This is a genomic window from Schaalia cardiffensis F0333, assembly GCF_005886435.1.
Lineage (GTDB): Bacteria > Actinomycetota > Actinomycetes > Actinomycetales > Actinomycetaceae > Pauljensenia > Pauljensenia cardiffensis.
Genome location: NZ_CP040505.1, coordinates 1,778,386 through 1,792,378, shown reverse-complemented (window position 1 = coordinate 1,792,378; position 13,993 = coordinate 1,778,386). Strand labels below are relative to the sequence as shown.

9 protein-coding genes are annotated in these 13,993 nt (G+C 63.0%); 1 reads left to right on the top strand and 8 read right to left on the bottom strand.

The window, feature by feature from the left end; all coding sequences use genetic code 11:
• Positions 1 to 244 precede the first annotated feature (244 nt).
• A complete protein-coding gene (locus FFA61_RS07490) occupies positions 245 to 3,442 on the bottom strand; it encodes an FAD-binding and (Fe-S)-binding domain-containing protein (RefSeq protein ID WP_005963377.1) in 3,198 nt (1,065 codons plus the stop codon).
• 120 nt (positions 3,443 to 3,562) lie between these two features.
• On the opposite strand from FFA61_RS07490, the gene FFA61_RS07485 reads away from it, so the two are divergent.
• Positions 3,563 to 4,771 carry a hypothetical protein gene (locus tag FFA61_RS07485; protein WP_005963378.1) on the top strand — a complete coding sequence of 403 codons (1,209 nt, stop codon included), beginning with the start codon at positions 3,563 to 3,565 and terminating at the stop codon, positions 4,769 to 4,771.
• Positions 4,772 to 5,056: 285 nt separating this feature from the next.
• Here FFA61_RS07485 and FFA61_RS07480 read toward each other — a convergent pair whose 3' ends face one another.
• From FFA61_RS07480 to FFA61_RS07450, 7 genes are all read right to left on the bottom strand, one after another.
• On the bottom strand, positions 5,057 to 6,181 hold the full coding sequence (locus tag FFA61_RS07480) for an alpha/beta hydrolase (RefSeq protein ID WP_005963379.1): 1,125 nt from the start codon (positions 6,179 to 6,181) through the stop codon (positions 5,057 to 5,059).
• A gap of 83 nt (positions 6,182 to 6,264) precedes the next feature.
• A complete protein-coding gene (locus tag FFA61_RS07475) occupies positions 6,265 to 7,473 on the bottom strand; it encodes an IS110 family RNA-guided transposase (protein ID WP_040314463.1) in 1,209 nt (402 codons plus the stop codon).
• A gap of 783 nt (positions 7,474 to 8,256) precedes the next feature.
• Entirely contained in the window at positions 8,257 to 9,009 is a 753-nt protein-coding gene (locus FFA61_RS07470) for a hypothetical protein (RefSeq protein ID WP_005963382.1), read from the bottom strand.
• Between the two features lies 1 nt (position 9,010).
• Complete coding sequence (locus FFA61_RS07465; protein ID WP_005963383.1) at positions 9,011 to 9,883, bottom strand: ATP-binding cassette domain-containing protein; 873 nt, start codon at positions 9,881 to 9,883, stop codon at positions 9,011 to 9,013.
• Positions 9,883 to 10,269, bottom strand: coding sequence for a GntR family transcriptional regulator (locus tag FFA61_RS07460; protein WP_005963384.1), 387 nt, complete (start codon positions 10,267 to 10,269; stop codon positions 9,883 to 9,885). Before FFA61_RS07460 ends, FFA61_RS07465 begins: the two co-directional genes overlap by 1 nt.
• 949 nt (positions 10,270 to 11,218) lie before the next feature.
• Complete coding sequence (gene metX / locus FFA61_RS07455) at positions 11,219 to 12,367, bottom strand: homoserine O-acetyltransferase MetX (protein WP_005963385.1); 1,149 nt, start codon at positions 12,365 to 12,367, stop codon at positions 11,219 to 11,221.
• 143 nt (positions 12,368 to 12,510) lie between these two features.
• The gene (locus tag FFA61_RS07450) at positions 12,511 to 13,845 is read right to left on the bottom strand and encodes an O-acetylhomoserine aminocarboxypropyltransferase/cysteine synthase family protein (RefSeq protein WP_005963386.1); all 1,335 of its coding nucleotides are present in this window, start codon (positions 13,843 to 13,845) and stop codon (positions 12,511 to 12,513) included.
• Positions 13,846 to 13,993 lie beyond the last annotated feature (148 nt).

Sequence of the window (13,993 nt, the reverse complement as noted above, 5' to 3'; positions counted from 1 at the left end):
GAGCGGTGGATTCGGAGGAACAGCGGTCCTTGATGGCAGCGCGAGGAAGAATGCTGAGCCTCGAGGAGCGAAGTTCAAAGGAGTACCTTCCCCTCAAAGCTAAAGCTAAAGCTAAAGCTAAAGCCGAAGCCGAAGTCGAAGCTCGGCGTCCGCAGGGCAAAGCTCAGGGAAGCCCCTTCCCCTCAAAGCCCAAGGACCCCTTCCTCTCGAAGCCCGGCATCGAACAGCCAAGTCTCAATCCTGTTCACCTCCCCGGCTGAGTTTTCCCGCCGTGCAGGAGCAGCGTCGCCAGGTGCATGCCGCCCCGCTCGGCAAGCTGCGCGGCCTGAGTGCGGCAGGAGAATCCATCAGCCAAATACACAGCCCCAGGATGCTCAGCGAGGGTGGGCAACAAAGACTTCTCCGCAACCTTCACGGACACCTCGTAATGGCCCTTCTCCATGCCGAAGTTTCCGGCCAAGCCGCAACAACCCGAGAGTTGCGTGACTGTCGCCCCCAGACGGTCGAGGAGAGCACGATCCGCCGACCATCCCATGACCGAATAATGGTGGCAGTGCGGCTGTGCCACGATTTCAACACCGGAAAGATCGGGAAGATTCAGATCCTCATCGGGCACCGTCGCCAGCAATTCCGAGAGCGTGAAAGTGCCCCTGGCCAGTAGCGAGGAACGCGGATCCTCAGGCAGAAGATCGAGCACATCATCTCTGAGGACCGCAGTGCACGAGGGTTCGACACCGAGGATCGGAATCCCATTCGCCGCGAAAGGCGCCAGAGCATCAAGCAAGGCCGAGAGCTTCTTCTTCGCGCCACTCAACTGCCCGGTCGTGATCCACGTCAGACCACAGCACACGTCCGGGGCGACGATGACGGCAAAACCATTCGCCTCCAAGAGTTCAACGATCGAGCGGGCACCCGTGTCGTCAAGAGTCTGCGAGAAGGAATCCGCCCACACGAGGACATAACGCCGCCCCCTTGGATCGCGAGGCCCACCAGCGCCGCGCATCGACTTTTCAGGTGACGAGGTCGAAGCCTGCCCACCCTGAGAAGCGGAAGCAACAGAGGTCTGGGTCGGCGCAGTCGAAGCCTCCTGAGTGGAGGGAGAAGAGGAGGACAGGCCGCGCGCCCTCGCCCACTTCGAGAAAGTCCCCGACTGCAGGGCGGGCATTGGGCGGCGAGAATCCAAGCCGATGAAGGAAAAGACGAGGCGACGCAGCGCATCGACACCCAAGAGCGCATTCGCGAGGGCGGCAGCACCGGGGATTGAGGCGCTCAAACGAGTCCACCGAGGAAGCCAGCCGAGCGTGTAATGCGAGAGAGGACGAAGGCGCCCCCGATATCTGCGGAAGAAAACCTCAGAACGGTACTTCGCCATGTCAACGCCCGCCGGGCAATCTGAAGAACAGGCCTTGCAGGCGAGGCACAAATCGAGAGCCTCCAGGACCTCAGGAGAGTCGATTGAGGCGATGAGCTGCCCATTCGCTGCGTCTTGGAGGGTGCGGGCGCGCCCTCGAGTCACATCCTTCTCATCCTTGGTGGCCTCCCAACTTGGACACATGAAAGCCCCGAGTACTCCGGCGCGACACTTGCCGACACCGGTGCAGCGATGAACCGCGGTCGCGAAGTCCCCGTGATCCTCACGGAAAGCAAAACCCCCATCGGCGCGAAGACGCCGAGAGGCGGGGCGGCGCAAGAAATGATCAAGGAGGTCAACCCCCGGTTGAGGATCCACATCCTCCACATCCGCGCCCAGCTTTGTGCCCGGGCGGATCGTCCCAGCTCGCGCCGCCGCTTGAGGGGCACTCATTGGAGCAGTGAGGACCCCCGGATTCAAAAGATTCTCCGGATCGAAAAGGCCCTTCACCTGGGCGAAAAGGTCGAGCATGGCGGGCGAGTACATGAAACGCAAGAGTTCGCTGCGAGCCCGCCCATCCCCGTGCTCACCCGACACGGAACCGGCGTGGGAAGCGCAGCACTGGGCGGCCCGCTCCAAGAAACGACGCGAATGTGCGACCCCCTCATCTGTTTCGAGGGGCATATCGAGGCGCACGTGCACGCACCCATCCCCGAAATGCCCGTATAAGAGCCCGTCAATGTCGAACTCCTTCATCAGCGCCGTGAAGTCGCGCAGATAGGCGCCGAGCTGCGCCGGAGGGACCGCTGCGTCCTCGAAACCCGGCCAGGCCTGCTCATTGCCTTTTCCAGTGTCAGGATTGAAAGGAGTTCGACCCCCAAGGCCCGCACCGTCCGCGCGGATCCGCCACAACCTGAGGGCGTCGGCTCCGGGTGGGTAGATCGCAGCCGCATCCGTGTGCGCCGAAGCGACCAGGGCCCTCGCCCTCGTCAATGAGTCCTCCAGATCTGTGCCGCCCACCTCGCACAACATCCAGCCCTGACCGGAGGGCAGCTCAGGGACCGCACCGGGGCCATTATGACGACGGACGACATCCACGAGCCTCGAATCCAATCCTTCAACCGCGAGCGGATGATGTTCGAGCACCGTGGGGACATCATCGGCTGCGGCGATCATGTCCGGGTATCCAAGGGCGACGAGGACGGGGGCTTTCGGCAAGTCGACGAGGCGGACGGTGATCTGAAGGATCGTGACGAGTGTGCCCTCAGTGCCGACGAGCATCGCCGCGAGATTCCGGTGTTTCTCCGGGGTGAGGTGTTCGAGGGAGTAGCCCGACACTTGGCGCCCGAAAGTGCCCAGCTCAGTGCGGATGATCCCCAGATTCGAGTCAATGAGTTCAGCGAGGCCGGGCACCTCGGGCAAGGAGGAGTCGTGTTCGAGTCTCGCAGTGAAGCGCCGCCCCAGGCCGTCAACGCAGTCGAGAGCCACGATGTTATCGGCAGTGCGCCCCCAGGCGGTCGCATGCGGGCCGCAGGCGTTGTTGCCGACCATGCCGCCAATGCTCGCGCGGTTTTGGCTCGAAGGGTCAGGGCCGAATCTCAGGCCGAATGGGGCGGCTGCCTCCTGCAGGCTCGCCTCAATGCAGCCGGGCTCAACGACAGCGGTGCGCGCCTGCGGATCGATGGACACAACCTTGTTGAGGTGGCGCGTGAAGTCGAGGACGATTCCCGGTCCGATCGCATTGCCCGCGCAGGAGGTGCCTCCGCCTCGGCTGGTCACGGGGATCTCGTATTCGCGCGCAAGATCGAGGGCTGCGAGAACATCGTCGACGCTTGCGGGGAAGACGAGGGCGAGTGGGGGGATGCGGTACAGGCCGGCGTCGGTCGAAAAGCGGGCGCGCGTGCCCGTGGTGGCGTCGACCTCCCCTTCGATCGCCTCGACGAGGGCGTTGAGGAAGGCTGCGATCTTGGGTTCCGAGAAGGGGTCTGCGGGAGCGTCGGCCTGCAGGGTTGCCGTCCCATTGAGGGGAGAGGGGTCTTCGGGGGTGAGGCTCCTGGCTCGAAGATCGCCGCCGTCGAATTCAACGCTCATGGACCGATTCTGACACTTCCGGGCAAGAAGAAGACCGGGACGCTCGAATTATGGGGTGGACCCCGCCCTCGTCCATGAGATAATAGGTGTTCACAAAGACGAAGGAGAGGGGAAGACGAGGTGCCTCTGTTCGAGTTCGACGGCGGACGACTGGTCCCTGCACAGTTCGGGCACACCGTCACCTCCGGGCTCACACCAGACCTCGTTGACGCGATCTGCTCGCAAGTCTTCGAAATCGTTGCACGCCCGCTTTTCCCGATCACGTGGAGGGAATTGTCGCGACTGCCCGTCGAGGGTGACTCCCCGCGTCTGACGGCTCTGGATGTCAGTGGTCAGGTCGTCTCCGTGGAGGTTGTTGCGAAACTCGACTCCGACACGCTCATCAGTTCCTTGTCTCGTCTCGCCGATGCTGCGGCCCTGTCCTGGGCGGATTTGGCCCATGAATACGAGGGAGGCGTTGAGGCTTTTAAGAATGGCTGGCTTGAGTTCCGCGACTCGATGCCTCCCGCCTCCGGTGCGGGCCCTCGCCTCGTCATGGTCGTCGGAGCGATTGATCCGCAGGTGCGCCCGGCCCTTGATGTGCTCGCGAGTTCTGGCGTTGAAGTTCACGAAATCAGTTTGCGTCGCATGTCGAACGGCCGCGTTTTCCTTGAGGTGAACGCGGTCGGCCCACGTATGTACGGGCACGCTCCGCAACTGCCCGCAGGCCAGTCCACTATCGCCGCCGTCCTGCCCCCTCCTCCATATGACGAGGACGAGGCTCATCTCGAATCTGAGGATGGCACTTACACGGGGAGGCTGCGCCTTGAGGGCGTCCTCCCAGAAGAGGAGTTCACTGAGGTGCCCATCGAAGAGTCTGGGGCGAATATGAGTGGGGAGACCCCCTGGCAGGAAGCGAGCGCAGTCCCTGGCGTTGAACATGCTTCACATGGGGCGACCCGTAACGCTCCAGCGCAGGAAGCCGCCGAGTTCCTTGCTGCGCGCCAAAACGGTGTGCCCTTGCTGAATCGGGATTCCGATGGCCTTAAGGTTCTCGCCACCCTTATCGGCGAGTCGGTGCCCTTGGCTGCGCATGAGGATTGCGCTGCCCCTGATGATTTGATCCTCGACTCCGAGGGGCGGATCTGTTCCCAGCTCGGGACATGGGCTTCCCCTGAAGAGCTCGAAGCCCGTTTCCCCAGGCTCGCGGATGCGTGGGACCACCTGCGGGTCGCGGGTTCTTCGGGCCCGACCCTTGGTGAGAGCATTGACGAGGTCAACCGTGAAATGATCCGCGAGTATTCGCGCACTTCGGGACGTTCGCGCGGGCGCCACGCTTCGAAGGCCTGAGCCTCTCTGCGTGAGCTTTGACCTCTCTGTTCAGAGCTGAGCCTTCGCTCCTTTGTTCCGTGAGCTTCGGTCTGTTCCCTCAGCTTCAGCGTGAGCCTCTGTCACTCTGTTTAGAGCTGAGCCTCCGTCCCTCTGTTCCGTCGGCTTCGCTGTGAGCTTTTGCCCCACTGTTCAGAGCCCTGCTCTCGACCTCACACTCTCTACCTCACTGCCTGAAAGCGCTTTTCTCAGCTGCCCAGGTGTCGAGCCCCAGGACGTTTGATCAGCGAGCCCCGGGATGCTTGATCAGCCCTGTGTCACGAAAGCGCCGATCCATCGCTTCATCGTGTCGTACACCTTCTCACGCACATCCGGATCCGAGAGGAACAGATCGTGCTTGCCGGGGAAACGCGCGATCGTAACCTGGTCGGCGAGGCGTGAAGAGCGCTCCCGGATGATCTCCACGTCGAGAACGATGTCAGAAGTGAAGACCTTCTCGCACCATTCGGATTCAAAATACGAGGTGGTCGAGGTCATCGAGAGGACCGGGCACGTCAAATGCACGTCCTTTTCAATCGTCTCGTGTCCGGCCATGATCGCATCCAACCAGGCAGCTGGGATCGGGTAGGACTCGGGGCGCTTCCACGCTCGAACATAGCCCCATCCGGTGACAACGGGGTCGTCCTCGCTGATCCCCTCGGGGATGGGCAGTTCGGACGCCTGGCGACCGTAGAGGAGAGAACGGCCGTAAAAATCGAGGCCACCACCGGAGGGGACCTCCCACTTCGGGTTGCGCGAGGCGATTCGCCCGAGGATCGGCTGAGCGACGGGACGCAGATTCGCCATGGTGTGCATTTCAAGCCAGGGCGAGTTCAGGATTAAGCCTGCGACTGCTCCGGGGTGGCGGTGCGCCCATAGGGTCGCGATGAGTCCGCCGGTCGAATGCCCAACGAGAATCAGGGGGAGATGTCCCTGCTCGGCGTGCATGATGCTCAAAGCCTCGCCGATCTCCTCGTCGTAGACACTCAGATCGTCCACGTAGCCGATCTGTTGCCACGGACGCAAAGAGCGTCCGTATTTTCGCAGGTCAAGAGCGTAGAAAGCGCATCCGGCCTCGGCCATTGTTTGCGCGAGCTGAGTCTGGAAGAAATAGTCGTTACGTCCGTGCAGGTACAAGGCGATGAAACTGGGGAAAGCCTTCGCCTCGTGGGAGGCGTGGGGGTCGCGGTGGGCCGAATAGCGTACGAGGACAGCGGAGGCGTCGCCCTCCTCATCGGGGATCAGGGGGATCGTCTGAGATTCGTAGGCCGGACCGAGGATGTCCTCTCGCCATTCGCCAAGCGGAGGGGGACCGTCATTCGCCCAAGGCTCCATGACGTCGTATTCGGGTTCCGCTTCGGGAATGTTCAGTTCATCGTCCTGCTCGCTCATGGGATTACCCTACGAGGGCGGGAGCTTTCTTGTGCACTCGCGGGGGTGAGGCGTGGTCTTGGGGGGTGCCCCTATGTGGTGTGTCAAGCGACGGTTGGTAGTTGGTGGGTGGGTTGGGGGTTGTAGAGGGTGGCGTTTCGGATCATGGCGTGTAGGGTGAGGATGCGGCGGTGGGCTAGGGCGATGACGGCCTGGTTGTGGCGCTTGCCCTGGGCGATCTTGCGGTCGTAGTACGCCCGGGAGACGGGGTCTGAGCGTAGTGAGGCGAAGGCTGAAAGGAACATGGCCCGTTTGAGCCTCTTGTTGCCCGCGTGGGAGGTGTACTCGCCGCGGATCGAGGAGCCGGAGCGTCGGGTGACGGGTGTGAGCCCGGCGTAGGAGGCCAGGTGCGCTCCGGTGTCGAAGGACCGTCCGAGGGTCTCGGCGATGAAAACGGCGGCGGTCCTGACCCCGATGCCGGGCATGGAGGTCAGGACCTGGTAAAGAGGGTGGGCCTCCACCAGGGCCTCGACCTTGGCAGCGACGTCACGGCGTTGGGCGTGCAGGGCGATGAGTTGGCGGGCCAGGTGGGGCAGGACGATTCCGGCGGCGTCGGTGCCGATGACCACGACGTTCTGGGCCTCCAGCGCGCTGATGATCTCGCCGGCCCAGGCCTCGTGGCGGCGGGCGCCGTGGGCCTTGAGCTTAGCGGCCACTCGTACCCGCCCGGCCTTTCGCAGGGCGGTGGGGACGGGCCACGAGGCGATGACCTCAAGGACGGCGTCGTGCTCCAGCCGTGGACCCAGGACCTTCTCCAGGGCGGGGTGGATCTGGGTGTACAGGCCCCGGATCCGGTTCGAGGTCTGGTTGACCTGGCGGGCCAGGTCCAGGTCGAAGCCCGTGAGCATGGACAGGGCGGCTGCGTCCTGGTCCGAGCCGTTGATGGCCCGCAGCGTGTGCGGCATGGTGCGGCCGGCCTGGGCGATGACCGCGGCGTCACGGGCATCGGTCTTAGCGTTGCCCGGGGTCAGGTCCGCGATGCGCCGCATCGACAGGCCAGGCAGGTAGCCCACGGGGATGCCCATGTCCTGGGCCACGGCAACAGCCAGCGCTCCGATGGTGGCGGGCTGGTCCACGACCACCAGCACCCGCCCGTGCCGGGCCAGCCGCTCGTAGAGGTCTCGCAGTCTGGTCTCGTCGTTGGGCAAGGCCTTGTCGAACAGGCGATTACCGTCCCGGTCCAGGGCGGTGGCCCAGTGGTCGGACTTACCCACGTCGATGCCGATGAACACGTCAATGCTGGAGGTCTGCACGTGCCGCTCCCTCGTCTCGTAGGAGATCGGGCCAGCCTTGAGCCGCCGATCCCGCACCCACGTTACGAAAGACCTCGAGCGGGTCGTTCCCCTGATCAGCGGTGAGCAGCAGCCCCGCGGCGGCCGGTGACAACACCCCCCGGACCATTCAAAGACAGGGGCAAAACATCATGCCGACCACCGCTGGCCCAGCCACCGGCACTCATTCACCGGCAACCACCAACAAGGTAACGGGCGAACCGCGTGGCCTGGCGGAGGGGTGGTGCGTGGGGCGTGGTCGCTGGGCTCTGGCGTGCGTTCGTGGGGGTGCTAAGAGCCCTGGTCTTGGGACTGCGTGGCGCGTGGTCTGTCGGGGCTGAGAAGTGCTCACCGGGGGTGAGGCGTGGTCGCTGGGCTCTGGCATGCATACGCGGGAGTGCTAAGAGCCTTGGTCTTGGGGCTGCGTGGCGCTCACCGGGGGTTTGTACTGCAATCTTTGGAGTGCCCTGGCCCCGAGCGATCGCCGACGGACCCTCATTATGTTTTCGGCGGGTCTGGGGTGAGGGTGCACGCGTCGAGATTGTTTGTGGGGTGCGTGTGGGGGCTTGGGAATGGGTGTGTTGTGCCCTGATTATGTTTTCGGCGGTGGTGTGGGGTGGGCGTAGGTGTCGAGATTGTCTTTGGGGTGTGGGAACGGCGTCAGATAGCCGCATGGCTTTGGCGGCCGCGCGCCTCAACTGAGACGAGCGACCGCCAGGGGCTCGAGTGTCTGAGCCGACCGAGGACTTCAGTCGGCCTAGTGCCTCAGCCGACCGTGCGGATTGGCCCCCGTTCTCCAAGGACCCAGGCGATCGGGACCATGAGGAGCCCGATCCCTCCCATCGCGAGAACGAAGTTCGATTCCCACGATCCGTCGCTCATGGTCGTATCGAACCAGCCCGCCACGGCGCCCAGAACGGGACCGAGAAGGAGCAATGCCACAAGTGAGAAGAGCCCGCCCCAGATCGACCAGATCCTGAATGAGTGGCTGATGATCCTCCCGATCGCACCGATGCTCGCCCACAGGACGAGGAGCGCGAGCGCTCCGCTGAGGATGAAGGGGAGGGGCAGTCCGAGGAAGTTTCCCTGGGAATCGGCGAGAAAGATGGATCGCTCTAAGGAGGGAATGAGAGCCATTGTGAGCATCCAGACGAGGATCGCGCCGAGCGCTTCAAGACCATCCGAGACCCAGCCGACGAGGTTTTGCATTTTCAAGCCTGCACCCGAGAGGGCCGCCTGCGGGGTGGCGTTGAGGCCTCTGACGATTCCAACGACGAGGAAAAGAATGAACCAACTGAAAGCCCAGTTCGTGGGGATCGAGGATGCAAGATCGTGCTCGCCATTCGCCCCTTCGCTGAAGAAGAGGATGAGTGCGTTGATGAGGAGATTCGCTGCGGTCACACCTACGGGAATGAGCCAGTAGAGGCGGATTTCAGTGAGTTCGGCGCCAATGAGACGGACGAAGGAGGGGCCTTCATGCGCTCCGACGGTGCTTCGGGAAAGGGGTGCGGTCGTCATTTCACTTCTCCTCAGAAATGAGGGACACGAAGGCGTCCTGGAAGGACAGAGGCTGGATCTCGATTCCTGAACGGCTCAGGGATTCGAGGAGCTCGGGAGTGTGACCGATGATTCGGATCTCAGCGAGGCGCCCGAGGGGGCGTTCGTCGAGGATTCGCGTCTTCGCTTCGGATGCGAGCGCGGCCCGGATCGTGGTGGGATCGCCGACGAGGGCGATGGCGGCGGATCGGAGCTCCTCGGCGGGCATTGCTTTGACGAGTCGTCCCTTCTTCAAGACGACGACGTGTTCGATGAGTGACTCCAATTCGCTGACGATGTGGCTGGAGATGAGGATCGTCCGTGCGCCCTCGGCCTCGGCATTCACGCGGATGATCTCTTCGGCGAGTGCGAGTCGTGTGGGCACATCGAGGTTGCCGCTCGGCTCGTCGAGGAGGGTGATCGGCGCGCCCGATGCGAGTCCGAGCGCCGCAGTGAAGAGGGCGCGTTGGCCCAGGGAGCGTCGGCTCAGGGTTCCTTTGAAGGAGAGTTCGAATCGCTGGGCGAGACGAGTGAAGATCGCTTCGTCCCAGGTCGGACGGCATCTCGCGTAAAGAAGTGCGTTCTTCGCCGAGACGGGGGAGAGGTCTTTGTCGTCGCCGACGTAGAGGCAGTGGGCGATGAGTTTTTCGCGCCCGGCGGGGCGGCCGTCAATGAGGACCTGGCCGCTGGAGGGAAGAATGCGCCCTGCAAGGGCTTTGAAGAGGGTTGTCTTCCCCGAGCCATTCGGGCCGATGAAGCCTGTGATTGCTCCTTCGGCGAGTTCGAGGGAGAAGGAATCGAGGGCGGGCTCCTTCTGACGGGGGTAGGTGTGGGAGAGCGAGTCGATGCGGATCATCAGTGCTCCTTGGTGTGTGTTTCGGCGCTTTGCGCGTGGGTGTGAATTGCGTCGATGAGGTCATTTGGGGTCAGTCCGAGGGCGAGTGCCTCTTCGACCACTGGGAGGAGAGAGTCTTGGATGAATCGGGCTCGGCCGGTGGTGCGAAGGCGCTCGCGGGCGCCAGCGGCGACGAACATTCCGATGCCGCGTTTCTTGACGAGTAGGCCTTCATCGACGAGAGCGGTGAAGGCCTTTGCTGCTGTCGCCGGGTTGATGCGGTATGTGGTCGCGTATTTCGTGGTTGACATGACTTGGTCCCCTTCGTCGAGGGCTCCGATGAGGATTTCGTGACGGAGTTCTTCTGCGATCTGGATGTAGATCGGGGTTGTGGAGTCGAATTCCACGGAGAACCTCCTCTCTGGTTCGTTACATGACTAATTAACCACTGAAGTGGTGGGCTTGTCAAGAGGGTTCGAGTGGGGAAGAAGAAGGGTGTAGTAACTCTGGAACCCGGAGGGGGAAACGATGCGTCGCTCGAAACCCTTGGAATCGGGAGGGTGCGTCGCTCGAAACCCTTGGAATCGGGAGGGTGCGTCGCTCGAAACCCTTGGAATCGGGAGGGGAGAGCGGTGAAATGTCCTGAGAGTGGTGAAGCGTTTCCGGTGTGGTGTCGGCCCTCGCCTGTTCCAGGTTTTCCTGCGTGCGTCATTGCCTATTCCATGTTTCCCGGCAGAAATGGGTGTCATAGGGCAGGAATAGGGCGGGAAAGGTGGAACCCGCGCGGGGCGGGAGCAGGGTGTGGTGGCCGGGAAACCTGGAATCCGGAGGGTGGGAGGGGCGGAGCTTCCTGGTTCGGCATCCACCATTGCCTGTTCGGTGTTTTCTTGCGTGCGTCATCGCCTAGTCCATGTTTCCCGGGGATGGCGATGTCTATTCCACCTTTCCCGGCAGGAATGGGTGTCATAGGGCAGGAATAGGGCGGGAAAGGTGGAACCCGCGCGGGGCGGGAGCAGGGTGTGGTGGCTGGGAAGGTGGAATCCGCGCGGGAAAGGTGGAACCGGGAGTGCTTGCTTGGGGTCGTGGGCGTGTAGATGGCATCAGGCCCGGCGGTCTTGTCGTGGGGCGCCCGTTTGGGCCGAGGTATGTGCCCCCTCTGCTCCGAGGCGTAGAGCCCCTCGACGCTGAGACGTGCACCCCCGTGCAGAGGACTACACCCAGGTAGGCAGCTGCGGCTTTCTCGAGGGCGGGCACAGCCCCTCCGCGCCGAGGACTACACGTGTTGGTCGAGCCCCGGAAGAGGCCCCACGGGAAGTGCCCCCTCCACGCCGAGGGCTACTTCCCTTCCGTGTCCCCTCAGAGTTGGACGGTATCCCCCAAGAACTCATCGAACATGGCGGTGAGCTGGGAGTATTCGAGGAGGAAGCCGTCGTGCCCATAGTCTGAGTGGATTTGACGGTAAATGGCACCGGGGATCTGCTCGGCGATCTTGCGGAGTTGCTCAGGGAAGAACAAGCGATCCGAATCCACGGCGACAACAAGGGTCGCTGCCGTGATCCGCGCCAATGCCTCGGGAATGCCCCCGCGCTCGCGGCCCGCATCATGCGAAAGCATCGACCTCGTAAGAGCCACATAGGACCCAGCATCGAAGCGGTTGACGATCTTCGTGCCGTGATAGTCGAGATATGACTCAACAGCGAGGCGCCCGCCATGCAGGGGGTCCTCGTCTCCCTGAGGGCGCCTTCCGAAGCGAGTATCGAGTTCTTCGGGGGAACGATAGGTCGTATGAGCGATCTGACGAGCCAGAGCGAGTCCGGAACTGGGCTTGTCCGGAGAAGTGTAGTAGTCGCCCCCCTGCCAGGCGGGGTCCAATTCGATTGCCCGCAACTGCGTATGTGCCCAGGCCGCCTGTTCGGCCGTGGTGTGTGCGCCCGAGGCGACGACAATGAGTCGGCAAACTCGCTCGGGCATATCGACGGCCCATTCGATCGCGCGGTGCCCGCCAAGAGAAGCGCCGACGACGAGGGAGAAACTCTCAATACCGAGCTGATCGGCCAGAAGGGCCTCAGCTGCGACCTGGTCGCGCGTTGAAATGACAGGGAACCTTGAGCCCCAGGGAGCTCCATCGGGTGCTAAGGAAGAGGGACCCGTCGAACCTTGGCATCCGCCGAGCACATTCGGGGCAAGGACGAAGAACTTCTCTGTGTCGATGACTTTGCCCGGTCCGACGATCTCATTCCACCATCCACCGGTTGCTTGTCCCTCGGTCGCCTCGCCGACCACGTGGGCGTCCGCAGTGAGCGCGTGGAGAATAAGGACGGCATTCGACTTCTCAGCGTTGAGCTCACCCCAGGTCTCGTATGCGAGTTTGGTGCCGGGAAGGGTTTTACCGTTCTCCAGCTCCAGGGTTCCCAGGTCTGCGAAGAGGCGTTCAGCGACGGGGTCGCCCTCGTTCCACCCTCCGGAAACGGGTGCCGAGGGACCGGGGTTGGCGGCGGTGGGCATCGATTCTCCTTGGGGTGGACGAGGGCGAGAAGGTGTTGAGAGGAGGGATGGGAACCGTAGGCAGCTCTCCGGGATTCTGGGGTTGAGGTGAAGGGGAGGGCTCATCCTTCGTGTCGAGTGACAGCGTCCAGGTCCCCGACTGTTCAGGACGCGACGGTGCTGGCCGCTGTGAACCCGATTTCGAGGTCGGCAATGATGTCGTCGATGTGCTCAATGCCGATCGACAGGCGGAAGGTTCCTCCTTCAATGCCCGCGGCTTCAAGCTGCGAGGGCGACAACTGGGAGTGTGTCATCGAGGCCGGGTGAGTGGCGAGTGTCTTGTTGTCACCGAGGTTGGCGATAAGGGGCAGGAGTTCGAGTGAATTCGCGAAAGCGCGCCCCGCTTCGTAGCCGCCCTTGATAACGAAGGAGAGAAGTGGACCCGCGCCTCGTGGACAGTACTTGAGGTGGAGGTGGTGCAGTGGTGAGGACTCGAGGCCCGCGTAGTTCACCGATTCGACCTGTGGATGTGCCTCGAGGTAGCGGGCGACGGCGAGGGCGTTGTCGGTTGCCCGTTCGATGCGCAGTGACAGGGTCTGGATGCCCGACTCAATGAGGAAGGCGTTGAAGGGGGAGGGGACGAAACCGAAGTCGCGCTGCCCGAGGAGGCGGGCGCGCAGGATATAGGACAGATTCGCCCCGAATGCGCCCTCTTCGCCGAGGTCGCGCGCGTAGATGATTCCCCCGTAGGAGGGGTCGGGAGTGTTGAAGTGCGGAAAGCGCTTCGGATCGGCCGAATAGTCGAAATGCCCGGAGTCGACGATGAAACCGCCCATGGTCGTGCCGTGTCCGCCCAGGGACTTCGAGGCCGAGTGGACGACGATATCCGCACCCCATTCGAAGGGCCTCGTCAGGTAGGGGGTGGACACCGTGTTATCAACGATGAGGGGGACCCCGACTTCGTGGGCGGCTTGGGCAATCGGCTCGATGTCGAGGATGTCGCCGCGCGGATTCGGGATGGCTTCACCGAAAAAAGCGACGGTCTTGGCGTCGGCGAGGGCTTTCCAGGCTTCAGCGTTGAGAGGGTCGGAGACGAAACGAACCTCAATCCCGAGGCGGCCCAGGGAGTTCTTCAGCAGTGTGACGGTGCCGCCGTAAAGGGAACCGGAGGCGACGATGTTGTTTCCCGTGTCTGCCAGGTTGAGGATCGAGAGGGCGGTTGCGGATTGTCCTGATGCGAGGAAGAGGGCGCCGACTCCACCTTCGAGGGCGGCGACACGGGCTTCGAGGGAGTCGTTCGTTGGATTCGATAGGCGGGTGTAGATATTGCCGATTTGTCGAAGGGAGAAACGATCGGCCGCTTGTTCAGCGGATTCAAAGGCGAATCCATTGGACATGTGGATTGGCAGGGCGGTTGCTCCGGTCGCGGGATCGCGGTCCCAGCCTGCGTGGACCTGCTGGGTTTCAAACTTCCAGTTCTGGGCGTTGGACTGGGTCATTGTGGGCTCCTGAGAGATCTGAGGAGCGGGAGCTGTACGGCGCGTTCCTGGGCGCTTGCGGCCTCCCGCAGGGACTGGGGGTTGACTGCACGCCAGCACTGTGCGCTCTGGTGCGCCAGGGGTGCTGGGGTCCAGTCAGCGGGGCATT

What these genes read in the sequence shown, in the direction of transcription:
- FFA61_RS07490 (WP_005963377.1), bottom strand. Translation starts at nt 3,442, where the DNA reads ATGAGCGTTGAATTCGACGGCGGCGATCTTCGAGCCAGGAGCCTCACC.
- FFA61_RS07480 (WP_005963379.1), bottom strand. Translation starts at nt 6,181, where the DNA reads ATGAGCGAGCAGGACGATGAACTGAACATTCCCGAAGCGGAACCCGAA.
- FFA61_RS07470 (WP_005963382.1), bottom strand. Translation starts at nt 9,009, where the DNA reads ATGACGACCGCACCCCTTTCCCGAAGCACCGTCGGAGCGCATGAAGGC.
- FFA61_RS07465 (WP_005963383.1), bottom strand. Translation starts at nt 9,883, where the DNA reads ATGATCCGCATCGACTCGCTCTCCCACACCTACCCCCGTCAGAAGGAG.
- metX (WP_005963385.1), bottom strand. Translation starts at nt 12,367, where the DNA reads ATGCCCACCGCCGCCAACCCCGGTCCCTCGGCACCCGTTTCCGGAGGG.
- FFA61_RS07450 (WP_005963386.1), bottom strand. Translation starts at nt 13,845, where the DNA reads ATGACCCAGTCCAACGCCCAGAACTGGAAGTTTGAAACCCAGCAGGTC.